Annotated in this window: 19 protein-coding genes; 10 read left to right on the top strand and 9 right to left on the bottom strand. The window is 58.8% G+C overall.

The window, feature by feature from the left end:
• Positions 1-3: 3 nt before the first annotated feature.
• The 8 genes from LRL22_RS19280 (at position 4) to mgtE (ending at position 9,966) form a co-directional block, all read left to right on the top strand.
• Entirely contained in the window at positions 4-849 is an 846-nt protein-coding gene (locus LRL22_RS19280; RefSeq protein ID WP_270906142.1) for an SPOR domain-containing protein, read from the top strand.
• 187 nt (positions 850-1,036) lie between these two features.
• Complete coding sequence (hslV, locus tag LRL22_RS19275; protein WP_005340772.1) at positions 1,037-1,570, top strand: ATP-dependent protease subunit HslV; 534 nt, start codon at positions 1,037-1,039, stop codon at positions 1,568-1,570.
• Between the two features lie 79 nt (positions 1,571-1,649).
• Positions 1,650-2,978, top strand: a complete 1,329-nt coding sequence (hslU, locus tag LRL22_RS19270; RefSeq protein ID WP_149151899.1) for an HslU--HslV peptidase ATPase subunit — start codon at positions 1,650-1,652, stop codon at positions 2,976-2,978.
• 264 nt (positions 2,979-3,242) lie between these two features.
• Positions 3,243-5,789: a nitrite reductase large subunit NirB gene (nirB, locus tag LRL22_RS19265; RefSeq protein ID WP_270906141.1), complete on the top strand. Its 2,547-nt coding sequence runs from the start codon at positions 3,243-3,245 to the stop codon at positions 5,787-5,789.
• Positions 5,789-6,106, top strand: a complete 318-nt coding sequence (gene nirD, locus LRL22_RS19260) for a nitrite reductase small subunit NirD (protein ID WP_026456163.1) — start codon at positions 5,789-5,791, stop codon at positions 6,104-6,106. Before nirB ends, nirD begins: the two co-directional genes overlap by 1 nt.
• 57 nt (positions 6,107-6,163) lie before the next feature.
• On the top strand, positions 6,164-6,976 hold the full coding sequence (nirC, locus tag LRL22_RS19255) for a nitrite transporter NirC (RefSeq protein ID WP_270906140.1): 813 nt from the start codon (positions 6,164-6,166) through the stop codon (positions 6,974-6,976).
• A gap of 12 nt (positions 6,977-6,988) precedes the next feature.
• Positions 6,989-8,395, top strand: coding sequence for a siroheme synthase CysG (gene cysG, locus LRL22_RS19250; RefSeq protein WP_270906139.1), 1,407 nt, complete (start codon positions 6,989-6,991; stop codon positions 8,393-8,395).
• A 146-nt stretch (positions 8,396-8,541) separates the two neighbouring features.
• The gene (gene mgtE / locus LRL22_RS19245) at positions 8,542-9,966 is read left to right on the top strand and encodes a magnesium transporter (RefSeq protein ID WP_270906138.1); all 1,425 of its coding nucleotides are present in this window, start codon (positions 8,542-8,544) and stop codon (positions 9,964-9,966) included.
• Positions 9,967-10,046: 80 nt separating this feature from the next.
• Here the strand turns inward: mgtE and LRL22_RS19240 are convergent, their stop codons facing one another.
• Positions 10,047-10,988: a hypothetical protein gene (locus LRL22_RS19240; protein WP_270906137.1), complete on the bottom strand. Its 942-nt coding sequence runs from the start codon at positions 10,986-10,988 to the stop codon at positions 10,047-10,049.
• Between the two features lie 349 nt (positions 10,989-11,337).
• On the opposite strand from LRL22_RS19240, the gene LRL22_RS19235 reads away from it, so the two are divergent.
• Positions 11,338-13,329: a bifunctional 2',3'-cyclic-nucleotide 2'-phosphodiesterase/3'-nucleotidase gene (locus LRL22_RS19235; RefSeq protein ID WP_270906136.1), complete on the top strand. Its 1,992-nt coding sequence runs from the start codon at positions 11,338-11,340 to the stop codon at positions 13,327-13,329.
• Positions 13,330-13,595: 266 nt separating this feature from the next.
• Here LRL22_RS19235 and LRL22_RS19230 read toward each other — a convergent pair whose 3' ends face one another.
• The 4 genes from LRL22_RS19230 to LRL22_RS19215 all read right to left on the bottom strand — a co-directional run bounded on the left by LRL22_RS19230 (position 13,596) and on the right by LRL22_RS19215 (position 18,331).
• Entirely contained in the window at positions 13,596-14,561 is a 966-nt protein-coding gene (locus tag LRL22_RS19230; RefSeq protein ID WP_005340795.1) for an ABC transporter permease, read from the bottom strand.
• 2 nt (positions 14,562-14,563) lie between these two features.
• Positions 14,564-15,682 (bottom strand): ABC transporter permease, encoded by a 1,119-nt coding sequence (locus LRL22_RS19225; protein WP_005357011.1) that lies wholly within the window; start codon positions 15,680-15,682, stop codon positions 14,564-14,566.
• Complete coding sequence (locus LRL22_RS19220; RefSeq protein WP_270906135.1) at positions 15,682-17,247, bottom strand: ABC transporter ATP-binding protein; 1,566 nt, start codon at positions 17,245-17,247, stop codon at positions 15,682-15,684. The genes LRL22_RS19225 and LRL22_RS19220 overlap by 1 nt, the downstream gene beginning before the upstream one ends.
• An 85-nt stretch (positions 17,248-17,332) precedes the next feature.
• Entirely contained in the window at positions 17,333-18,331 is a 999-nt protein-coding gene (locus LRL22_RS19215) for a BMP family lipoprotein (RefSeq protein ID WP_005340803.1), read from the bottom strand.
• Between the two features lie 506 nt (positions 18,332-18,837).
• Here LRL22_RS19215 and uvrD point away from each other — a divergent pair.
• Entirely contained in the window at positions 18,838-21,009 is a 2,172-nt protein-coding gene (gene uvrD, locus LRL22_RS19210) for a DNA helicase II (RefSeq protein WP_167573774.1), read from the top strand.
• A 76-nt stretch (positions 21,010-21,085) separates the two neighbouring features.
• On the opposite strand, the gene LRL22_RS19205 is transcribed toward uvrD, so the two are convergent.
• The 4 genes from LRL22_RS19205 to ydfZ form a co-directional block, all read right to left on the bottom strand.
• A complete protein-coding gene (locus LRL22_RS19205) occupies positions 21,086-22,231 on the bottom strand; it encodes a beta family protein (RefSeq protein WP_270906134.1) in 1,146 nt (381 codons plus the stop codon).
• A 23-nt stretch (positions 22,232-22,254) separates the two neighbouring features.
• Positions 22,255-23,487: an ImmA/IrrE family metallo-endopeptidase gene (locus tag LRL22_RS19200; protein ID WP_219265095.1), complete on the bottom strand. Its 1,233-nt coding sequence runs from the start codon at positions 23,485-23,487 to the stop codon at positions 22,255-22,257.
• Positions 23,480-23,743, bottom strand: coding sequence for a type II toxin-antitoxin system HigB family toxin (locus LRL22_RS19195; protein WP_125609046.1), 264 nt, complete (start codon positions 23,741-23,743; stop codon positions 23,480-23,482). The genes LRL22_RS19200 and LRL22_RS19195 overlap by 8 nt, the downstream gene beginning before the upstream one ends.
• 562 nt (positions 23,744-24,305) lie before the next feature.
• On the bottom strand, positions 24,306-24,503 hold the full coding sequence (gene ydfZ, locus LRL22_RS19190; protein WP_005342516.1) for a putative selenium delivery protein YdfZ: 198 nt from the start codon (positions 24,501-24,503) through the stop codon (positions 24,306-24,308).
• Positions 24,504-24,604 lie beyond the last annotated feature (101 nt).

The following is a 24,604-nucleotide window of genomic DNA, read 5'->3' as shown; positions in this document are numbered from 1 at the left end:
TAGATGGCAACCCGGGATTATGTCGGCAGCCGCCCGCGACGTCGGGCGGGTGGCCGCAATACCAAGAAAGCGGCCCCTCGCCGCTTTCCTGTTATTCCAGTGCTGCTGGTCGTGGCACTGCTGGCAGGCTTTGGTGGCTTCCTTTACATGATCAATGGCAAGGGCAGCGACGCCCCCACCATCGAAGAGCAGGTAAAGGCCAACAAGCCAAAACCACAGAACAACGGGTTGCCACAGGAGAAGTGGAGCTACATCGAACGGCTTGAGAACAAGCAGGTTGATGTTATCGAGCCACCGCCCCAGCCGGGTGTGCTGCCGCCACCACCGGCAGATACCATGACCCTGCAACCGGAAAAACTGCCACAGCCGGTGCCGACCGACATTCCCCAACCGGGAACGCCCATCGGCCAGCCCAAGCCTTATCAGCCCAATCCGGCGACCACCCCTTCCACCTCGGGTGCACCGGTTGCCAGCGCGCAAGAGCAGGTGATCGACCGCAAGGCCGAACGGGAGCGGATGGAGCGGGAGATCCGCGCCGAGCTGGAACGGGAGCGTGCCGAAGCGGCCAAGGCCAAAGCGGCGACCCCGCCAGCCCAGACCGCAGCCGCCGACAGCGGTCGCTACATGATGCAGTGCGCCGCCCTGCGCTCGCAGGATTCCGCAGAGTCGCTCAAGGCGCGTATCGCCTTCACCGCCGGCCTCTCTTCCAGCCTGCAGGTGATCAATGGCGCCAACGGCACCGTCTACAAGGTGATGGTCGGCCCCTTCAACGGCAAGGCCGCCGCCGACGCGGCCAACAGCAAGCTGCAGAGCTCCGGCATCAGCGGCTGCATTCCCAAGAAAGGGTAATCCGCTTACCGATGACACAGGGCCGGGTGGCAACAACCGGCCCTGTTCTTTTGGTGTCACTCGCACCCACGCTGTTTGCTACCCCGTTTATCCCGACCAAAGGCAGGGTTGAAAAGCCCGTTTGCCATCCCCATCTTTCTTGCCATGCACAGTCAGGCCGTCATTCGGCTCAAGCGAGGTAAGTAAAGTGACTACCATAGTTTCAGTTCGCCGCAACGGTCAGGTCGTCATCGGTGGCGATGGCCAGGTCTCTCTTGGCAACACCGTCATGAAGGGCAACGCCCGCAAGGTTCATCGTCTCTATAACGGCAAGGTGCTGGCCGGTTTTGCTGGCGGTACCGCCGACGCCTTCACCCTGCTCGAGCGTTTCGAAGCAAAACTGCAGGCCCATCAGGGTAATCTGGAGCGCGCCGCCGTGGCGCTGGCCAAAGATTGGCGCACCGATCGCGCCCTGCGCCGCCTCGAAGCGCTGCTGGCCGTGGCCGACGAACACAAATCCTTCATCATCACCGGCAACGGTGACGTGGTGCAGCCGGAGCACGATCTCATCGCCATCGGCAGCGGCGGCAACTTTGCCCAGTCCGCCGCCATCGCGCTGCTGGAAAACACCGAGCTGGATGCCAGGACCATTGTCGAGAAGTCCCTCAAGATTGCGGGCGACATCTGCGTCTTCACCAACGGCAACCACACCATCGAAGTGCTGGACTATTCGGCGAAATAAGGCCGCCAAATAAGGCCACCAGCCAAACCCAATTTCCCAAGGGGTGGGCACTGCCCGCCCCGGATACAGGAACACCATTATGTCCGAGATGACCCCGAGAGAAATCGTCCACGAGCTGGATCGTCACATCATTGGTCAGGCCGATGCCAAGCGCGCCGTTGCCGTTGCCCTGCGCAATCGCTGGCGCCGGATGCAGCTCAACGAAGAGATGCGCCATGAAGTGACCCCGAAAAACATCCTGATGATCGGCCCGACCGGTGTCGGCAAGACCGAGATCGCCCGTCGTCTGGCCAAGCTGGCCAACGCCCCCTTCATCAAGGTGGAAGCGACCAAGTTCACCGAAGTGGGCTATGTCGGCAAGGAAGTGGACAGCATCATCCGCGATCTGACCGATGCCGCCATCAAGCTGGTGCGCGAAACCGAGATGGAGAAGATGAAATACCGCGCCGAGGAAGCCGCCGAAGAGCGCATCCTCGACGCCCTGCTGCCCAACCCGCGCAACACCTGGGGTGAGGAAGAGAAAGCCGACAACTCCAACACCCGCCAGATCTTCCGCAAGAAACTGCGGGAAGGTCAGCTGGATGACAAGGAGATCGAGCTGGAGCTCTCCGCCTCCCCGATGGGCGTCGAAATCATGACTCCGCCGGGCATGGAAGAGATGGCCAACCAGCTGCAGGGGCTGTTCCAGAACCTGGGCCAGAATCAGAAGAAGAAGCGCAAGATCAAGGTCAAAGAGGCCATGAAGGCGCTGATCGAAGAGGAAGCGGCCCGTCTGGTCAATCCGGAAGAGCTGAAGCAGAAAGCGATCGCTGCGGTCGAGAACAACGGCATCGTCTTCCTCGATGAGATCGACAAGATCTGCAAGCGCGGCGAAAGCTCGGGCCCGGATGTCTCCCGTGAAGGGGTACAGCGCGACCTGCTGCCGCTGGTTGAAGGTTGCACCGTCAACACCAAGCACGGCATGGTCAAGACCGACCACATCCTGTTTGTCGCCTCCGGCGCCTTCCAGATCGCCAAGCCGTCCGACCTCATCCCCGAGCTGCAGGGTCGTCTGCCGATCCGCGTCGAGCTGACCGCCCTGACCACAGATGACTTCGAGCGTATCCTGACCGAACCGAACGCCTCCCTGACCGATCAGTACAAGGCGCTGATGGCCACCGAAGGGGTCAACATCGAGTTCACCAAGGATGGCATCCGCCGTCTGGCCGAAGCGGCGTGGCAGGTCAACGAGCGTACCGAGAACATCGGTGCCCGCCGTCTTCACACCGTGATGGAGCGCCTGATGGAGGATATCTCCTATGACGCCTCCGAGAAGTCCGGCGAGACCTTTGTCATCGACACCGACTACGTCAACGCCCACCTCGGCCAGCTGATTGAAGACGAGGATCTGAGCCGCTTTATTCTGTAAGCGCAGTTCTGTTTGTAAAAAAACGCCTCCAGAAATGGGGGCGTTTTGCATTTTAAGCCCCAGCCCCCTCCTCTCTATGTCCCACTCGCACCCAGCACCAAAACACTCAACTGGTATACCTATTTTTGTATATCTTTGAATTTTATTAAATTACCCCTGACGAGATATATAAATAGACACTTGATTTGCATCAATTGCCCGCCCCGACTGACTGGGTAGCCTAGCCCCAGAATGATGTTTTATTACTCCAAACTAGAGGCAATCATGAGCAAAGTCAGACTGGTCGTTGTGGGCAACGGCATGGTGGGGCACCGCTTCATCGAAGAGCTGATCGAGCGGGCCGATCCGGGCCGCTACGAGATCACCGTCTTCGGTGCAGAACCCCGTCCCGCCTACGATCGCGTCCATCTATCCTCCTACTTCTCCCATCACACCAGCGAAGATCTCTCCCTCGTCAAACCCGGCTTCTACGACAAGCACGGCATCCGCCTGCTGCTCGGCGAAGCGGTGAAAAAAATCGACAGGGCCAACCGCGAAGTACACTCCAACAAGGGCACTGTGGTCGGGTACGACAAGCTGGTGCTGGCTACCGGCTCCTACCCCTGGGTGCCGCCCATTGCGGGCAGTCAGCACCACGAGTGCTTCGTCTACCGCACCATCGAGGATCTGAAAACCATCCGCAGCGCCGCCAGGAGCGGCAAGAGCGGGGTGGTTATCGGTGGCGGCCTGCTTGGCCTCGAAGCCGCCGGCGCCCTCAAGGCGCTGGGTCTCGAGACCCACGTGGTGGAGTTTGCTCCGGTGCTGATGGCCGAGCAGCTCGACGGTCAGGGCGGCCAGCTGCTGCGCCGCAAGATTGAATCCATGGGCGTGCAGGTACACACCAGCAAGAGCACCAGCGAGATCCTGATGCATGGCGGCGAACAGGCGAAACACCGCCTCGCCTTTGCCGATGGCAGCCAGCTTGAAGTGGATGTAGTGGTCTTCTCCACCGGCATTCGCCCGCAAGATACCCTGGGCCGCTACGGTGATCTCGTCATCGCCGAGCGCGGCGGTATCGTCATCGACGATCACTGCCTCACCTCCGACCCCGACATCTACGCCATCGGCGAGTGCGCCGCCTGGCAGGGCCGCTTCTTCGGGCTGGTGGCTCCGGGCTACAAGATGGCCCAGATCACCGTCGACCACCTGCTCGGCGGCGACAGCCGTTTCGAGGGGGCGGACATGAGCGCCAAGCTCAAGCTGCTCGGCGTCTCCGTCGGCTCCATCGGTGATGCCCATGGTCGTACCCCGGGCAGCCACAGCTATGTGTTTCAGGACGATCAAGCCGGCGTCTACAAGAAGATCGTGGTGAGCGAGGACAACAGCCGATTGCTCGGCGCCGTGCTGGTGGGTGACGTGGAAGATTACGGCAACCTGCTGCAGATGATGCTCAACGCCCTGCCGCTACCGAGCCACCCGGATACCCTGATCCTGCCCGCCTACGCCGGTGCCAAGCCGACGCTGGGGGTGGATGCCCTGCCGGAGAGCGCCCAGATCTGCTCCTGCTTCGACGTCTCCAAGGGCGACATCGCCAAGGCGGTGGCCGAGGGTCACACCACCCTGGCCGCCATCAAGCAGCACACCAAGGCCGGTACCGGCTGCGGCGGCTGCGTGCCGCTCATCAGTCAGGTGCTCAACGCCGAACTGGTTAAGCAGGGCATCGAGGTCAACAACCACCTCTGCGCCCACTTCCCCCACTCCCGTCAGGAGCTGTTCCATCTGGTCAAGGTGGAGGGGATCAAGAGCTTCGACGAGCTGCTGGCCAAACACGGTCAGGGCTATGGCTGCGAGGTGTGTAAACCGACCGTCGGCTCCATCCTCGCCTCCTGCTGGAACGAGCATGTGCTGAGCCCGCGCAATATCCCGCTGCAGGACACCAACGACATCTTCCTCGGCAACATGCAGAAGGACGGCAGCTACTCCGTCATCCCGCGCATGGCCGGTGGCGAAGTGACTCCGGAAGGGCTGCTGGCGGTGGCCGAAGTGGCCCGCGACTACAAGCTCTACACCAAGATTACCGGCGCCCAGCGCATCGGCCTGTTCGGGGCTCAGAAGGATGACCTGCCCGCCATCTGGCGCAAGCTGCTGGCTGCGGGTTTCGAGACCGGTCAGGCCTACGCCAAGGCACTGCGCATGGCCAAGACCTGCGTCGGCAGCACCTGGTGCCGCTTCGGCGTACAGGACAGCGTTGGCCTCGGGGTCTTCCTCGAGAACCGCTACAAGGGCATTCGCACCCCGCACAAGATGAAGTTCGGTGTCTCCGGCTGCACCCGCGAGTGTGCGGAAGCCCAGGGCAAGGACGTCGGCATCATCGCCACCGACGCTGGCTGGAACCTCTATGTGGGCGGCAACGGCGGCATGAAGCCGCGCCACGCCGACCTGCTGGCTTCTGACCTAGACCGCGAGACCCTCATCAAGCTGATCGACCGTTTTATGATGTTCTACGTCACCAGCGCCGACAAACTGCAGCGCACCTCGGTCTGGCTCGGCAACCTGGAAGGGGGCGTCGACTACCTGCGCGAGGTGATCGTCGACGACAAGCTGGGGCTGGCCGAGACGCTGGAGCGCGATATCCAGACCCTCATCGACAGCTACGAGTGCGAATGGTCGCGCACCCTCAATGAAGAGGAGGCGCTCAAGCGCTTCAGCCACTTCATCAACAGCGACAAGCGCGATCCGGACGTTCAGTTCGTCGCCGAGCGCGACCAGCACCGACCGGCGACCCCGGCCGAGCGCATCCCCGTCTACCAGATCGAGGTGGAAACCAAATGATGAAACTTGCCTGCCAACTCAACGACATCCTGCCGGGCACCGGCGTCTGTGCACTCATTGAAGGTCGCCAGGTCGCCCTGTTCCGCCCAAGTGCAGCGGCCGAGGTGTTCGCCATCGACAACCGGGATCCCTTCTTCGCCGCCAACGTGCTGTCGCGGGGCCTTATCTGTGAACACGACGACGAGCTCTGGGTGGCCAGCCCGCTCAAGAAGCAGCGCTTTCGCCTGAGCGACGGTCACTGCTTCGATAACCCGGCGATGTCAGTGCAAAGCTATCCCGTTGAAGTGCGCGACCAGCAGGTCTGGGTCGCCGTCTAAAGCCGATTTCACTCTCTTTCGGGCTGCCAGAGGGCAGCCCTTTCAAGGACTCACAAGATGTACACGGAAACCATTAACAAGTGCGCCGCCAACGCGGCCCGCATCAACCGCTTCGAGCGCAGCGACAAACTCGGCTTCTGGCTCAGCTCCGCCATGGCGGGGGCCTATGTGGGCCTCGGCATCATCCTCATCTTCACCCTCGGCAACCTGGTGGATCCCACCGTGCGACCGCTGGTGATGGGCGCCACTTTTGGCATCGCCCTGACCCTGGTGATCATCGCCGGCTCCGAGCTCTACACCGGCCACACCATGTTCCTCACCTTCGGGGTGAAGACGGGCAAGATCACCATGGGTGACCTGCTGCGCATCCTGCCCCAGACCTGGGCCGGCAACCTGCTCGGCTCCATCGTCGTGGCGCTCATCTACTCCTACGGCGGCAGCCTGCTGCCGGATGCGGGCAGCCTGGCCCACAAGGTGGCGCTGGCCAAGACCCAGGCGCCGGCCCTGACCCTGTTCATGAAAGGCATCCTCTGCAACTGGCTGGTCTGCCTCGCCATCTGGATGGCGCTGCGCACCGAAGGAGCCGCCCGCTTTATCGCCATCTGGTGGTGCCTGCTGGCCTTTATCGCCTCCGGCTACGAGCACTCCATCGCCAACATGACTCTGTTCGCCCTCTCCTGGTTCGGCGCCCACTCCGAGGCCTACACCTTGGGCGGCATCGGCCACAACCTGCTGTGGGTAACCCTGGGCAACACCGTCTCCGGCGCCCTCTTCATGGGTCTGGGCTACTGGTATGCCACCCCCAAGGCTGAGCGCCCGGTCGCCGTGACCGACGCTGCCACTAACTCCAGCCAGACCCAAACCGCCTGATCAGGAGGCCCCATGGACTACTTGCCCATCTTTTGCCGACTCGACAACAAACCCGTGCTGCTGGTCGGCGGCGGCGAGGTAGCACAGCGCAAGGCGCGCCTGCTGTTGGATGCCGGTGCCCACCTCACGGTCGTGGCCCCCGAGCTCGACCCCGAGCTGGCGGAACTGGCTGCCAACGGCAGCATCGAGTGGCTGGCCGCCGAGTTTGCGCCGGCGCACCTGACGGGCAAGTGGCTGGTGGTGGCCGCTACCGATCGGCGCGAGGTGAACGCTCTGGTCTACCAGAGCGCCAATCAAGCGCGGATCTTTGCCAACGTGGTGGATGACCCCAAGCGATCCAGCTTCATCATGCCGTCCATCATCGACCGCTCGCCGCTGATGGTGGCCATCTCCTCCGGCGGCAAGGCCCCGGTACTGGCCCGGCTGCTGCGGGAGAAGCTCGAAGCCATGCTGCCCCAGCATCTGGGGGCCGTGGCGGCCTTTGCCGGCAGCCTGCGGGATCGGGTCAAGGCGCGCTTCGCCACCATGGGGGAGCGGCGCCGCTTCTGGGAGCGGCTGCTGGGGGCAGATCGCCTCGGTCAGGCGCTGGCTCGCGGCGATCACGCCTCTGCCCACCAGCTGGCCGATACCCTGTTTGCCGATGAAAGCCAGACCGGTGGCGAGGTGGTGCTGGTCGGTGCCGGCCCCGGGGATCCGGGTCTGCTCACCCTGCACGCCCTGCGCCAGATGCAGCAGGCGGACGTGGTGGTCTATGACCGCCTGGTCTCCGACGAGGTGATGGCGCTGGTGCGCCGGGATGCCAGGCGCATCTTCGTCGGCAAGCAGGCGGGCAACCACTGCGTGCCGCAGGAGGGGATCAACCAGCTCCTGCTGGAGGAGGCGAAGAAGGGTCAGCGAGTGGTGCGGCTGAAGGGAGGTGACCCCTTCATCTTCGGCCGTGGCGGCGAGGAGCTGGAGACGCTCGTTGGTACTGGCATTGGCTTTCAGGTGGTACCAGGGATCACGGCGGCCAGCGGCTGCGCCGCCTACGCCGGCATTCCGCTGACCCACCGGGATCACGCCCAGAGCGTGCGCTTCGTCACCGCCCACGGCAAGGGGGGCGCCCGGGATCTCGACTGGCCCCTGCTGGCAAAAGACAAGCAGACCCTGGTGTTCTACATGGGGCTATCGAGCTGCGCCACCATCCGCGAACAGCTGCTGGCCCACGGCAAGGGGGGCGACACCCCGGTGGCGCTCATCGAGCGCGGCACCCAGCCGAGCCAGCGGGTCATTCGCGGCACCCTGGAGCAGCTCCCCGAGCTGGCAGTGGGTGTCGAGAGCCCGGCCCTTATCATGGTGGGCTCGGTGGTAACCCTGGCCGAGCAACTTGCCTGGTTTGGACAAGACCAACAAGCCCTCTCCCGCCAGGCCCTCGCCTGAGCGGTCTTGGCATGTGAGTCATGAGGCCACCGCAAGGTGGCCTCATTTTTATCCAGCCATCACCGAATCCCGGTCATAACCTGTTGTTTTAAGTCTGGTATCCTATGGGCATTCGGCCTATCGGCCACCAGCTCAGGAATTTTTTCATGTCTCTGCCCCTCAAAAACAGCGCCAAGCAGCGCGCGGAAGACAGATCCCGCATTCTCACCCTGCTGCTGGGCGACGATGCCCTCACCGACAGTCTGATCGACCCCCAGCTTGAACAGGATGCGGGTCAACGCGACCAGACCAGCCAGCTGAGCGGGCTGGTCAACGGCCTGCCCGCCGCTGACATCGCCGATGCGCTGGAATCCCTGCCTCCCGATGAACGCCACGCCCTCTGGCATCTGGTGAGCGAAGACAAACGCGGCCAGGTGCTGGTCGAGGCGTCGGAGACGGTGTGGGAGAGCCTCATCAGCGGCATGAGCGACCGCGAGCTGCTGCATGCCCTGCGCTCCCTCGACATCGACGATCAGATCTATCTGGGCCAGTACCTGCCCCGCAACCTGATGGGACGCCTGCTCACCTCCATGGCCCCCGCCGATCGGGATCGGGTACGCGAAGTGATCCGCTACGGCAAGCACACGGTCGGCGCCATGATGGACTTCGAGCTCATCACGGTGCGCCCCGACGTGAGCCTCGCCACCGTGCAACGTTTCCTGCGGCTGCGGGGCAAGATCCCCGCCAACACCGACAAGCTGTTTGTCATCGATCGGCGAAACCACCTGCTCGGCGAACTGGCCCTCACCACTGTGCTGCTGCACAAACCCGCCACCCTGGTGAGCGAGGTGATGGAACAGGATCCCATCACCTTTGATCCCGAAGACAACGACGAGGCGGCGGCCCGTACCTTCGAGCGGGATGACCTGCTCTCCGCCGCCGTGGTGGATGGCAAGGGCAAGCTGATGGGCCGCCTCACCGTCGAAGAGGTGGTGGATCTGGTCTATGAGGAGAGTGACACCGACCTGCGCCGGATGGGGGGTATCAGCGAGGATGAAGACGTGTTCGCCCCTGTCAGCAAGGCGGTCAAGACCCGCTGGGCCTGGCTTGCCATCAACCTCTGCACCGCCTTTGTCGCCTCGCGGGTGATCGGCCTGTTCGAGCACACCATCTCCCAGCTGGTGGCGCTGGCGGCCCTGATGCCCATCGTCGCCGGGATCGGCGGCAACACCGGCAACCAGACCATCACCATGATAGTGCGGGCGCTGGCGCTGCAGCACATTCAGGCGGGCAACCTCTCCTTCCTGCTGCTGCGGGAACTCGGCGTCGCCTTTATCAACGGGCTGGTGTGGGGTGGCACCATGGGCATTGCCACCTATCTGCTCTATCAGGATGCGGCGCTCGGCGTCGTGATGACCCTGGCCATGATGCTCAACCTGCTGGTGGCCGCCCTGATGGGAGTCATCATCCCCATGACCATGACCCGCCTCGGCCGCGACCCGGCGGTGGGAGCCAGCGTGATGATCACCGCCATCACCGACACCGGCGGCTTCTTTATCTTCCTCGGGCTGGCGACCCTGTTCCTGCTGTAAACCGTGCGTTGAAAACAACAAGGGAGCCACTGGCTCCCTTGTTGTTTCAGGCGCGTTTGCCCCCCCCTGCCGTTAGCTGCTTATCGCTTGTCAGCGGTGATCAGCAAGCCATTGGTGTCGGGGAAGCCGATGACCAACGCCTCTTTTTTGGCATCCGTGTTATAGGTGGTGACATAGGCGACGCGGTTATCCATCGCCCGGGCCAGAGCAGCATTCCAGAGGTTTTCGATCGGCGTGGCGGCAGCGGATTGCTTGAAGTTGCACTTGCCAAACCCGGTCATGGTCAGCTTGCTCAACCCTGCAGCGGCACTCCCCTCGCCCACCAGCGTACAACCTGCCGCCGGGAACTCGATCGCTACCGTCAGCTTGCCGCCGTTGTTGGTGGTATCCACCTTGCCCACCATGTCGCTGCTGAAGCCATCGCTGTCCGTGGCACTCCAGCTGGCCGTGGTCACCGCTTTGGTGGTCAGGGCCGTCACCGCCACATGACCGCTGAAACCGGAATAGATGGGGGAGTTGTCGGAGAACTTGGTGCCGGTTCGGGTGAAATCAAAAACCCAGCGCTTGATCTCCTTGCCCTGCAGATCGATGACCGGCTGATCCTGGAAGGTGATGAGGTTGTGGTCGTTGGTCACCGAGCTGAGCGCCGTGCTGGTGCCGAGCCGTTCGCTGTTGCGGATCAACTGCACCGGGTAGATCCCGTCTTTGTCGGCTTTCTGGTCAGCCTGACCCAGCCACTGACTGTTGGTCTCGACCTTGCCCACCTGATGATCCACCCAGACACCCCAGTGCTGCACGGTTTCACCCTTCGGGTAGACCAGCGCCAGACCATCCAGATCCTTGATCATGCGCGGCGTCGCCTTGTCGCCGTCGCGGCTCAGCAGATTCGCATGGTAAAGACCCGCCTCCGGCAGAGCCAGCGGCACCCGCTTGGCGATACTGTTGGCAGCTTTTTCGCTGTCACAGCCAGACAGGGCGGCGGCGCAGGCGATGGCCAGCAGCGCTTTGTTGTGCATTTTCATGAGGTTTTATTCCTTGCTGTCGCTTTGTAATTTTTTAGATGCAATCAATCGCCGCTGAATTTAAGGGAAAGGTCATCTATCAGTCGAATGGAGATCTGTAACCAACCATTACAGCCTCGCAGGAGCGGCAGGCCGTGCCGCTTGCCCCGACCGCACTGCGGTGACTACAGGGTGACTAACGGCGGAAAAGCAGCGAGGGTAGCGACTCGAAAAAACAGATGAAAATCAGAGTCATAACTCTATTAACAGGAGGGTAATTAGCCCGAATTGCCAGCCTGCTCACAATCGGATTCTTTTGCTGTCGATAGAATGCACCACGCTGGCATACCCATAACAAGAGAATCCAACAATGAAAACCACCCTCAAACTGAGCGCGGTGGCAGTTATCTTTTTGCTGTCCGGCTGTGACGACAACAACTCTCAGGCCCCCGGTGATCTCACCCTGCGGCTGATCGAAACCTCTGATATCCACTCCAACCTGCTGAGTTACGACTACTACCAGAACAAGCCGGATGCCTCGCTGGGCTTCGCCCGCACCGCAGTGCTGATCCGCAAGGCCCGCGAAGAGAACGCCAACAACCTGCTGATCGACAACGGCGACCTGATCCAGGGCACCCCGCTGGCCGACTATATCCACGACCAGCAGGTCAAACAGCAGTGGCTGAGCAAGCAGACCCACCCCGCCATCAAGGCGCTCAACACCATGAGCTATGATGTCGGCAACTTGGGCAACCACGAATTCAACTTCGGTCTCGACTTCCTCTCAGAGACCCTGAAAGGGGCCAACTACCCCTACATCAACGCCAACGTCTTCCAGGCCGATGCCTTCAGCCGTGATGGCAAGGGCACCATCGACTGGAGCAAGCAGAAATTCAAACCCTATGTGGTGCTGGATCGTCAGGTGAAGGATGCCAACGGCAATACCCAGACCATCAAGGTCGGTGTGCTGGGCCTGACTCCGCCCCAGATCACCCAGTGGGACAAGCGCAATCTGGAAGGCAAGGTGGTAGTGGCCGATATGGTCGAGACCGCCGAGCACTATGTACCCGAAATCCGCGCCAAGGGCGCTGACATCGTCGTGGTCGTGGCCCACACCGGCATCATAGGTGACCCGCGCGAACCCATGATGGAGAACGCCGCCCTGCCGCTGGCCAAAGTGAAAGGGGTCGATGCCCTGCTGCTGGGCCATGCCCACCGCACCTTCCCGGGCGACTACCCCAACATGACCGACGTGGACAACGAGAAAGGCACCCTGGCGGGCGTACCGACCGTGATGCCGGGCGTCTGGGGCAACCACCTTGGCATCATCGACCTGCACATGACCTGGAAAGAGGGTCGCTGGGAAGTGGCCTCCAGCCAGTCCCAGCTGCGCAAGATCGACAGTAGCGCCACCAGCACCGAAGATCAGGCGGTGGTCGATCAGGTCATTGCCGAGCACGAGCAGGCCAACCAGTGGCTGGACGAGCCCCTCAGCAAGATCACCAAGCCAATCCACAGCTTCTTCGCGCTGGTGCAGGATGACCCCTCCATCCAGATCGTCAGCGACGCCCAGCTGTGGCACGCCAAGAAGCTGCAACAGGACGGTCAGCTCAAGGAGAAATGGCCCATCCTCTCCGCCGCCGCGCCATTCCGTGGCGGTCGCAACGGCCCGACCGACTTCACCTATGTACCGGCTGGCGATATCTCCCTGCGCAACGTGGCCGACCTCTATGTCTACCCCAACACCCTGCAGGTGGTCGCCATCAATGGCGCGTCCGTACAGGAGTGGCTGGAGAAGAGCGCCGTCCAGTTCAACAAGATCGATGCCGCAAGCACCGCGACCCAGTGGCTGGTCAACGAGAAGTACCGCACCTACAACTTCGACGTGATCGACGGTGTGAACTATCAGGTCGATGTGACCAAACCCGCCCGTTACGATGTGGATGGCAACAAGGTGAGCGACAGTTATCGCATCACCAACCTCACCTATCAGGGCAAGACAATCGACCCGGCCCAGATGTTCTACGTGGTGACAAACAACTACCGCGCCAGCGGTGGTGGCAACTTCCCGGGCATCAACGCCAAGGTGATCGTCCATGAAGATCAGTTCGAAACCCGCGAAGTGCTCTCCGAATACCTCAAGGATCTGGCAGAGAAGAATCCGGCCGGTTTCGAGCCCCCGGCAGACAACAACTGGCAGCTGGCACCCCTGCCCGCCAATCTGGATCTGCGCATCTACAGCTCGCCACGCAGCGAGGCGCAAGCCCTGACCGGTGGCAAGCTGAACTATGTGGAGACCCTGCCACCCACCGATGCCAAACACCCCGGCTTTGGCGTCTACAAGCTGGTGCTGGCACCCTGAACCTCAGGGTTAATCCGGCAATAACCTCTGCAACCCCCTCCTGATACGAGGGGGTTTTTAATGGTACTGGCAGCGGGATATGCACCTGTAAGCCAGCCGCTCCCCGCAGCAACTCACGCAGCCCCTTTATCCCTTCACGCCATCGCCTCCCTCTATCACACCATCCAGATCCCGACTGATCTGTCCCATCCCGCCCATAAAAAAACAGGCCCACCGAAGTGGGCCTGCTCTTATTTGCTTGGGTGGGAGTATCGCGATAAAGGGCGCTACTCCCGCTCCTTCACATAGGGTGTACCAAGCGCCTTCGGCGCCACCGCGCGGCCGATAAAGCCGGCCAGCAGGAACACGGTCAGGATGTAGGGCAGTGCCTCGATGGCCTGCACCGGAATGGCGAAGCCGCCGATGCTGACCCCTTGCAGGCGGATGGCGACCGCATCGAGGAAGCCGAACAGCAGACAGGCTGCCATGGCATTCCAAGGACGCCACTTGCCGAACACCAGCGCCGCCAGCGCCATAAAGCCCTTGCCCGCACTCATGTTGGGGATGAACTGGGCCGTCTGGGCCACCGCCAGATAGGTGCCACCGATACCAGCCAGCAGGCCGCCGATGAGGAGCGCGGTGTAGCGCATCCGCACCACCGAGATACCGGCGGTATCGACCGCTGCCGGTGCCTCGCCCACCGCCCGCAACCGCAGACCGAAGCGGGTACGGAACATCACCCACCATGCCAGCGGTACGCAGGCGAACGCCACGTACTCCAGCAGGGAGTGGCCGCTCAACAGCTCGCTGTAGAGCTGGCCGATCACCGGCACATCCCACAGCTCCTTGGCATAGGGCAGATCGATGGGGGCGAAACGGGCATCACCGGAAAGCGCCGGGGTCTGGCCACCCTGATCGAACCAGTAACGGCCCAGCGTCACGGTCAGACCGGCCGCCAGAATGTTGATGGCCATGCCGCTCACCACCTGATCACCGCGGTGGGTGATGGTGGCAAAGCCGTGCATCAGGGCAAACAGGATGGAGACACCCACCCCGGCCCCCAGACCTACCCAGGCAGAACCGGAGACCGCCGCAGCCGCACCACTGGCGAACGCTGCCGCCAGCAGTTTGCCTTCCAGCGCGATGTTGACCACCCCGGAGCGCTCGCAGAACATGCCCGCCATGGCGGCCAAAATGAGCGGCGGCGCGGTACGAATGGTCGCATCCAGCATCAGGATCAGAATTTCAAACATGATCAGACTCCTTTAGCTTGCGCGGCTGAGCGGTTGGCAAACGCCAGATAGAGCTGCTCGATGCGCGGACGCATCATGTGCTCAAGGGCGCCACAGAACAGGATCACCAGCCCCTGCAACACCACCACGATGTTGCGGTCGACACCGAACTCGAAGCTGAGCTCGGCGCCCCCCTGATAGAGGAAGCCAAACAGCAGGCTGGCGATGATGACGCCGACCGGATGGTTGCGCCCCATCAGCGCCACCGCGATACCGGTGAAGCCGAACCCTTCCACGAAGTTGAGCTTGATCTGGTGCAGTTCACCCTGCAGCACGTTGAGGGCGAAAAAGCCCGACAGCATGCCGGAGATGACCATCGCCAGGATCACCACCTTGGGATAGGAGATACCGGCGTAGGCAGAGGCGCTTTGGCTGGCGCCGACCGAGCGGATCTCGTAACCCCAGCGAGTGTGCCAGATAAAGACCCACACCAGCGCCGCACAGATCAGCGCCCAGAAGAAGCTGATATTGAGCGGGCTGTTGGGGATCTCCATCCCGAACAGGTTCGCCAGCCCGCTCATCTTGGGCAGCCAGCTTGCTTCGGCAAACACCTTGCTCTCGGTCGCCATCGAACCGGGCGGCTTGAACACCTCCACCAGCAGATAGGCCATCAGCGAGGCGGCGATGAAGTTGAACATGATGGTGGTGATCACGATATGGCTGCCGCGCTTGGCTTGCAGCCAGGCCGGAATAAAGGCCCAGGCAGCACCGAACAGACCACCGGCAATGATGGAGAGCGGCAACAGCAGGGCAAACGGCAGCACATCGCCGAGCATCAGACAGACCAGACCGACACCGAGACCGCCGATATAGGCCTGACCTTCACCACCGATGTTGAACAGACCGGCGTGGAAAGCGACCGCCACCGACAGACCGGTAAAGATAAAGCCGGTTGCGTAGTAGAGGGTGAAGCCGACCCCTTCACCGGTGCCGAACGCGCCGTACCACATGATCTTGGCGGCATCGACCGGGTTGATGTCGAGGTAGTAGAACAGAATGGCCGACACCAGGAAGGCCAGCAGGATGTTGACCGCAGACAAGACGCCTACGGAGACCCAGGCAGGAATACGTACTTGGCTCATCAGTGGGCCTCCTTGGCAACTTCGTCCGGCACTATATTCGCCATCATCAGACCAATGGTGCGCTCATCCGCCTTGGCACCATCCAGCTCGCCGACGATGCGACCATCGGCAATGACCAGAATCCGGTCTGCGAGGCTCATGATCTCGTCCAGCTCCACCGAGACCAGCAAGACGGCCTTGCCCTTGTCGCGCATGGCGATGATCTGCCGGTGGATATACTCGATGGCGCCGATGTCGACCCCGCGGGTCGGCTGGCCGATCAACAGCACATCCGGGTCCTGCTCCACTTCACGGGCGATCACCAGCTTCTGCTGGTTGCCACCGGAGAAGTTGGCGGTCTTGTGATCGGGATGGGGCGGGCGCACGTCCCACTTCTCCATCTTGGCCTGACAATCCTGCTGGATCGCCTCCTTGTTCTGCAGCCACCCCTTGTTGTATTGCGGGCGGCGGTGATAACCGAGAATGAAGGCCTCTTTCGCCTCGAAGCGGTTGATCAGTCCCATCTTGTGGCGATCTTCCGGCACATGACCGAGGCCGTAGTTGCGCACCAGCTCCGGATCGGCCGGGTGCTCCGCGCTCACCTTGTGCACGCCGCTGCGGCTGCTGATGGTGAAGCTGCCCTTGCTCGGCTTGAGAATGCCGCCAAGCAGGCTGAGCAGTTCGGACTGGCCGTTGCCGGAGACCCCGGCGATGCCGACCACTTCACCGGCCCGCACCTCGAAGCTGACCGACTTGACCCGCTCCACCTTGCTGGCGTCGACGTAGCTGAGCCCTTCGATCTTCAGCTTGGCTTCACCGGGCTGGGTTGGCCCCTTGTCGACCTTGAGGCGCACCTTGCGGCCCACCATCAGCTCGGCCAGTTGCTCCTTGTCGGTATCCTTGGTTGCAACGTGTGCCACCATCTCGCCACGGCGCATGATGGAGACCTGATCCGTGATGGCCAGGATCTCCCGCAGCTTGTGGGTGATAAGGATGATGGTCGCCCCCTGATCCCGCAGCTTTTTCAGCACCTCGAACAGGTGATCCGCCTCTTGCGGGGTCAGTACCCCGGTCGGCTCGTCGAGGATCAGGATGCGGGCGCCGCGATAGAGCGCCTTGAGAATTTCGACCCGCTGTTGCAAGCCAACCGGCAGATCTTCGACCTTTTCGTGCAGCGGCACGTCTAGGCCATAGTCTCGCGCCAGTTCGCCAAGCAGCTTTTCGGCTGACGCCACGCTCTGCTGAAGGTGCCAGCCGTTCTCAGCGCCGAGGATGACGTTTTCCAATACGGTGAAGTTATTGACCAGCATGAAGTGCTGGTGAACCATGCCCACCCCTGCGGCAATCGCATCTTGTGAGCCATGGGGTTTGAAAGGATTCCCGTCGATCAGCATCTCGCCTTTGTCGGCATGGTAGAAACCATAAATGATGCTCATCAGGGTGGACTTACCGGCGCCATTTTCGCCGACAATGCCGTGGATACTGCCTTTGCGAACCTTAAGGTCGATCAGCTTGTTGGCGTACACTTCGCCGAACCGCTTATCGATACCTCTTAATTCGATGGCATAGCGATCTGTCTGGTCCATGATGCAGCCCTGCGTTTCATGAAATAAGACTAAAAACCGGCCCGTGCGGGCCGGTGGTGCGTTGAGAGTCGTAGCAACTATCTAATTAGTATTTGCAGGTGTTATCGCTCATGTAGTCATGAACCTTGACCTTGCCAGCGATGATTTCAGCCTTGATGGCATCTACCTTGGCTTTCATTTCCGGGGTGATCAGCTTCTCGTTGTCCTTGTCGAGTGCCCAATCCACACCGCCTTCAGCCAGACCCAGGTTCTTGATACCCGGCTTCCACTCGCCTTTGGCAGCGTCATCCCAGGTCTGGTAAGCGGCCAGACCCACAGACTTGACCATGGAGGTCAGCATGGTGCCCGGTTGCAGGTGGTTCTGGTTGGAGTCCACCCCGATGGCGAACTTGCCGCTGTCCTTGGCTGCCTGATAGACACCGATACCGGTACCGCCGGCTGCGGCGTAAACCACGTCAGCACCCTTGGCGAACTGGGACTTGGCCAGCTCGGCACCTTTGGCCGGGTCAGCAAACGCGGCCGGGGTAGAGCCCGCCATGTTCTGGAACACTTCGATCTTCGGATTGACGAACTTGGCACCCTGCTCGTAACCGCACTGGAATTTGCGGATCAGCGGAATATCCATGCCGCCCACGAAGCCGACCTTGCCGCTCTTGGAAGCGATGGCAGCCAGCGCGCCCACCAGGAAGGAACCTTCATGCTCCTTGAAGATGACGGACTGGACGTTCGGCTTGTCGACCACCATGTCGATGATGGTGAACTGGGTTTTCGGGAACTCGGTCGCCACTTTTTCTACGGCAGAGCCCATGTTGAAACCGACCGCCACGATCGGGCCGTTGCCACGGCTGGCCAGACGACGCAGACCCTGCTCGCGCTGGGCTTCGTTTTGGGGTTCAAACTCTTTGACCTTGACGCCCTTGTCCTTGTTGTAGAGCTCGACGCCGTTACGGAACACGGCTTCGTTGAATGATTTGTCATACTTGCCCGCGGTGTCATAAATGACGGCTGGCTCGGAAGCAGCCTGAGCAGAGAGAGCAGCGAGAGTGAGGGAGGCCACAGTGGCCAGCTTGAGCACTTTAGTCACGATCGTATCCTTGATTGTTATTAAGTGAGGGAACTTGCTTGCCTGTCAGAGCAGGCTATCTAGCACGCAGGCTTACTCTAAGTCAGCCCCGATGCGGGTCAAGCAAATGATAAGGGAAAAACGTTTGCGTTAACGGTTTGAATTCTAAGCAAATAACCTTATAAGCAGTTGTTTTTTAGCTACTTTTCAGTTTTTTATGCTAACAACCAAAAGACCCAAACGACATTTCTCTTATTGTTCAGCAAGTTACTGTAAACCGTTTTCCCCTCTTATTCATCCAGCCCCCCGGCAAGCCCGTGATCCGGCTCGCAAAATCCCCACAAACCGCACGAGCAAGGATTGGCTACAGCTGGAAACCTCCCCGTCCCGTTCTCTCTGCGCCAGCCAAAAATGGCCGCACCGGCGCCCCCGCAAGCGCCCATCTTGCCCCTCCCCCCGAGTTTGGATTTGGTCTGGCAGGGGGATGGCCGTATAATCCCAGCCTGTATAAATAAACAGGAGTGGTGATGGACGTTTCAACCCTGCTCGACGGGCTCAACGACAAGCAAAGAGATGCCGTTGCGGCGCCCCGCAGCAACCTGCTGGTGCTGGCCGGTGCCGGTTCGGGCAAGACCCGGGTGCTGGTGCACCGTATCGCCTGGCTGATGCAGGTGGAACGCTGTTCACCCTTCTCCATCATCGCGGTCACCTTTACCAACAAGGCGGCGGCCGAGATGCGCGGCCGGGTCGAGAAGGTGATCGGCGACGGCGTGCGCGGTATGTGGATTGGCACCTTCCACGGCATCGCCCACCGCCTGCTGCGGGCCCACCATCTGGATGCGGGCTTGCCGCAGGATTTCCAGATCCTCGACTCCGACGACCAGTACCGGCTGATCCGCCGGGTGCTCAAGGCGCTCAACCTCGACGAGAAGCACTGGGCCCCGCGCGCCGTGATGGGCTACATCAACGGCAAGAAGGACGAGGGCTTGCGCCCCGGCGACATCGACCTCTACGGCGACCCCGTCACCCGCACCTATCAGCAGATCTACAAGACCTATCAGGAGACCTGCGATCGCTCCGGTCTGGTGGACTTCGCAGAACTCTTGCTGCGCGCCCACGAGCTGTGGCTCAACAAGCCGCACATCCTCGAGCACTACCGCGACCGCTTCCAGAACATCCTGGTGGACGAGTTTCAGGATACCAACGGCATCCAGTACGCCTGGCTGCGGATGCTGGCGGGCAACAGCGGCAAGGTGATGATCGTCGGCGACGATGACCAGTCCATCTACGGCTGGCGCGGCGCCAAGATCGAGAACATCCAGCGCTTCCTGACCGACTATCAGGGCGCCGAGACCATCCGCCTCGAACAGAACTACCGCTCCACCGCCAATATCCTCAAGGCCGCCAACAGCGTCATCGCCAACAACGCCGAGCGCCTTGGCAAGGAGCTGTGGACCGAAGGGGCCGAGGGCGAGCCGATTTCGCTGTATGCCGCCTTCAACGAGGTGGACGAAGCCCGCTTCGTGGTCGGTCGTCTCAAGGATTGGAAGGAAAAGGGCGGCCTCCTAGCCGACTGCGCCATCCTCTATCGCTCCAACGCCCAGTCACGGGTGCTGGAAGAGGCGCTGATGCAGGATGCCATGCCCTATCGCATCTACGGCGGCCTGCGCTTCTTCGAGCGGCAGGAAATTAAAGACGCCATGGCCTACCTGCGGCTTATCAACAACCGTGGCGACGACGCCAGCTTCGAGCGGGTGGTCAACACCCCGACCCGCGGCATCGGCGATCGCACCCTCGAGATCCTGCGCGGCAACGCCCGCGATCAGGGGCTCAACCTGTGGCAATCGGCCAAGGCGCTGCTCAACGACAAGGTGCTGACCGGTCGCGCCGGTAACGCGGTGCGCGGCTTTGTCGATCTCATCGACGCGCTGGAGGAGCAGGTCTCCCTGCTGCCGCTGCACCAGCAGGCGGATATCGCCATCCAAAACTCCGGCCTCAAGGCGATGTATCTGGCGGAAAAGGGCGAGAAATCCCAGGCGCGGGTAGAGAACCTGGACGAACTGGTCACCGCCTGCCGCCAGTACCAGCGCCCGGACGAGCTGGAGGATATGAGCGATCTCTCCGCCTTCCTCGCCCACGCGGCGCTGGAATCCGGCGAGAATCAGGCGGACGAATATGCCGACGCAGTGCAGCTGATGACATTGCACAGCGCCAAGGGGCTGGAGTTCCCGCTGGTGCTGCTGGTTGGCGTCGAAGAAGGGATGTTCCCCAGCCAGCAATCCACCGAGGAGTCGGGCCGGCTGGAAGAGGAGCGCCGCCTCTGTTACGTCGGCATGACCCGCGCCATGGAGAAGCTCTACATCTGTTATGCCGAGAGCCGCCGCATCTACGGCCGCGAGATGTTCCACAAACCGAGCCGCTTTATCCGCGAGATGCCCGCCGAGTGTCTGGAAGAGATCCGGCTGCGCACTCAGGTGAGCCGCCCCACCCAGTACGGCCGCTTTAGCCAGAACGAGGTGCAGCAGAGCTTCGACGCCAGCGGCATCAAGCTCGGCCAGCGGGTGCTCCATCCGAAATTCGGCGAAGGGGTGGTACTCAACTTCGAAGGGGTCGGCCAGCAGAGCCGGGTGCAGATCCAGTTCGATGAGGTCGGCGCCAAGTGGCTGGTGACGGCCTATGCCAGATTGGAAGCGCTCTGATTTTTCCCGTCTTTTGATACAACCAACCCGGCTTAGGCCGGGTTGATTTTATTAAATAAAGACTGCTAATTTAACATCAAGTGCCTTTAATCAAAGCACTAAAGTTAAAACCCTGAGCAGCTTTAGCCGCAGCATTTTGTTCAAATTCTGCAACCTCTAAGACTACATGAGTGATATGATGACTTGTATCTATAGCAATCCAATCTGTAGGATTGCCTTTAAACTCTTCATTAGCACAAGAATTTATCTTCATATCCCCCCAACTAAAATTCGTACCTCTATAATGAGGACTGCTAATTAAATCCTTGCATAGAGCGTACATCTGAGCTCCTTTTAAGAGCTTTCTTTTCGAATAGCCTCTGATTACGTAATACTTGTCTTTAATTGTATATCTAATTTTCCCATTAGCATCTGGCGCAATTATTCCATCAGCCTGTTGAGGACTAGTAATACAATAATCACCAAACACCAAATGACTATTATGTGGAAGTTCCTTGAGTATCTTCCATGCCATCCACTCACGCCTAACAACATAGCCCGTAGAGCTTTCTTTTGGCACCATATCGTTGATTACTGAATATATAGAGCATCCGGCTAAAACTACATACAAAAAATCATACTTACTTAATGTACTTATTGCTCTACTTGATACTTCCTGAATCTCAGTTATAGGTTGATCTGTTACATCAGAAAAATCGAGCATAACGATGCACTTAGAACAATCCAAATCAAGGGAATCAATAATGTCATTCAGGACATCATAAAAGTGATTCTCTTCGATCATATCCTCAAAAGCGTATGACTCTAATCTAATACAGAAACTCTTTTTAATTTCACTAATGCTGCTCAGCAGGGTCGCGTATTCCGGATCCTCCCATCTCTCGTATCCAATAACAGGAATTACATCAACCCCTTTAGACTCTAGCTCATCAATGATAGCGCCTAGTATATGCTCACCATTTTCAGTTGTAGCATTAGGTGCCCATCTAGAAATATCGACTAGTATTGATGTTTTACCAACGACCTCTGCTATCTGATCTGCAACATCACTTATATATAGCTGAACTGGATGCGCTGACTCAGAATACCTCTTATTATCTTTTGGTACCTGAGCCACCTCAAACAAGGGAACTGTATGAGCTTTTGTTTCCGCACTAAGATTTCTATATGCGGTGAGTTCACCTTTCTTAGCCTTCATGATTGGAACATATTTAGGGATCATACAGTTACCTTATCGTTTAAAATCTACCACTCATTTGATGGGAAAAGTTTACGAACCTCACCATATCCGACCAAGTCTGAGAATTGATTATATTTACCTAGCTCTCTTCTTAATCTCCCTGCGATTATTGAAGGATGTATTCTTAGTTCTCTAGAAAGCAAATCAATTGTTGATGAACTTGGATTTAAATATGCGGAACTGCGCTTCCAAATAACTCTTGGAATAAAGGTATCGCGCGCAATTCGATTTGCCTCCGCTTCTATTTTGCTATTCCCATCTACCTGATGCTCTGTATCATCAACAAATGTTACGGGCTCATCTAGATGTTTCCAAACGTGGACAACTTCGTGCAACAGAGTAAACCAAAAATTATCCAATCGATCATGCCTTAAAGTCAGACCAATTATAGGCCGACCATCACTATCTTTTAATGCAGCACCATCGACAGATGTCCCCTTTAACGCTGGTTCAATCACGACACAAATACCATTTTTCTCTAGCATTTCAATCGCAAGAACAGGCCCATGTTCTAACCAACTTAAATTTGCCAATTGCTTCAAGAAATTTTTATCTATTGAGTTCGGATTGTACTCTGTTAAATTATTTGTCCGCTCTCTTGCTTTTTGTACGACTCGAGCGAGCCATGCATATAATTTATATTGCGTTGATGGCGAGTATGCATCACCACTCAAGGTTCTCTTAAACGCTGCGCCCGTGCGACCGAAATCGAGCCCTTCCATAAAAGACTTAACTTGTTCTTCCACTGTTTTTATAGCTGTTGATTGCAGCCGTTCTAGCCAACCTTTAGCTACCATTTCTTTTATTGGGAACTTTGCCCAATCAATCTCTTCCTTCTTATCTGAGTGTGTATAATCCGCTTCACTTTCTAGACCAAGAAGTGTTTGAGGAGCAATCCCAAGACCTATAGACAAAGACCTTATCATCGCAACAGTGAGGGGCCTTTTGCCAGAAAGCACTTCTGACACTCTACTTTTTGAACCAAAATATGGTGCTAAATCAACTTGTTTTAATCCCATTTCCCCCATTCTAAATTTTATTGCATCGATAGGAGAAACAGGCTCAATCGGAAAATTTGATCTTTCATAGCTATCAATAAGCACAGAAAGAACATCTAATCTGTCTGATTCTGGAGAGCCAGGAACCAACACTTTAGAGAGTAACATCTCTATTTCAGACAAATATGCCTGATACTGCTCTGGAGTTTTAATTACCTTCAAAGGCTGTTGGTTATTCATTTTTAGTCACTTCTTGAATCAAGGCGATACCCTTGTCAAAGGAAAAGAGCAACTTCAATCCATTGCCACTTTCACACACAGGAAAAAGATACACACAATCACCACAAGAACATGCTCGTGGAAACGCGCTAGTCAGCTCATCTGGAGTCTTCCAGTTCGCATTGCTCACCTCTGCAACCCAAGCAGATACCCACACATCGACAGTTTTATCCTGTCCGAGTAGTGAGGAGAGACGCTTTTTTCCTAACAACTGCATCAAAGTTCCCCATTTGGTAACTAAAGATTACTATCTCTCTTAGAGAGCTGTCAACATAAGTTCCATATCTGGGAACTAGATGAGACTCGAACTGATCACTTCCAAATCATGGGGGTACTAATCAGCCGTTTCAATAACCCTATGCTGAATTAATGATCTGCATGATGATCTTTCAAACAACCAGTGGAGCTATCGGTTTGAATCTACATGCGATTGAACAAACAGAATGGGCATGAATCTTTCACTGCCTCGCTGGCAGCCAAACGGGAGCGTGTGGCCTGCCGCCAATTGGCCATCTTGTTCCCCTCATTGAGGCCGAAAAGCCAAGCATAGCCTTGCCTGCTTGCGGGTCGTGATGGTGCGGATATTCCATTACGCGATTGTTCGATTACGCGATCGTCCGATTACGCTTCGCTAATCGAACCTACACGATGACTCAAAGCAGCTTGAGGCGATGTAATTGATGGGTGGGTAAAGCAGAGAGGGGAGATCAGAAACCCGGCCGCCAGATGGGGCGCGGTGGCCGGGTGAATTGTAAAGAGTAGGGTGACAGGGAAAGGGATCAGCCTAGTCTAATCAACTCGATGGGGGCGTAGCGCTCACCGGAGTTTGCCAGCAGCACGCACTTCTCATGCTCCGCCTGATAGGGGGTCATATTGTCGGTGTGGGCCTCTTTCAGAAAATCGACTGCGCCAGTGGCGGCAATCATCACGCGCTGACCCAGGTTCAGCACATTGCGGTTACGGTCATAGATCTTCATCTCATTCTCCTTTTCTTGTGTCCTGGCGAATGCGCAGGCGTCTGTCCAGGACAACGGCATTCAGCCTACGCCCCTGAAAAAAGGTGATTTATGTCACAGAT

The organism is Aeromonas sp. PI_26, assembly GCF_027854445.1.
GTDB classification, from domain to species: domain Bacteria; phylum Pseudomonadota; class Gammaproteobacteria; order Enterobacterales; family Aeromonadaceae; genus Aeromonas; species Aeromonas veronii.
Note: the sequence above shows the minus strand (reverse complement) of the source record. Positions and strands in the feature narration are given on the sequence as shown.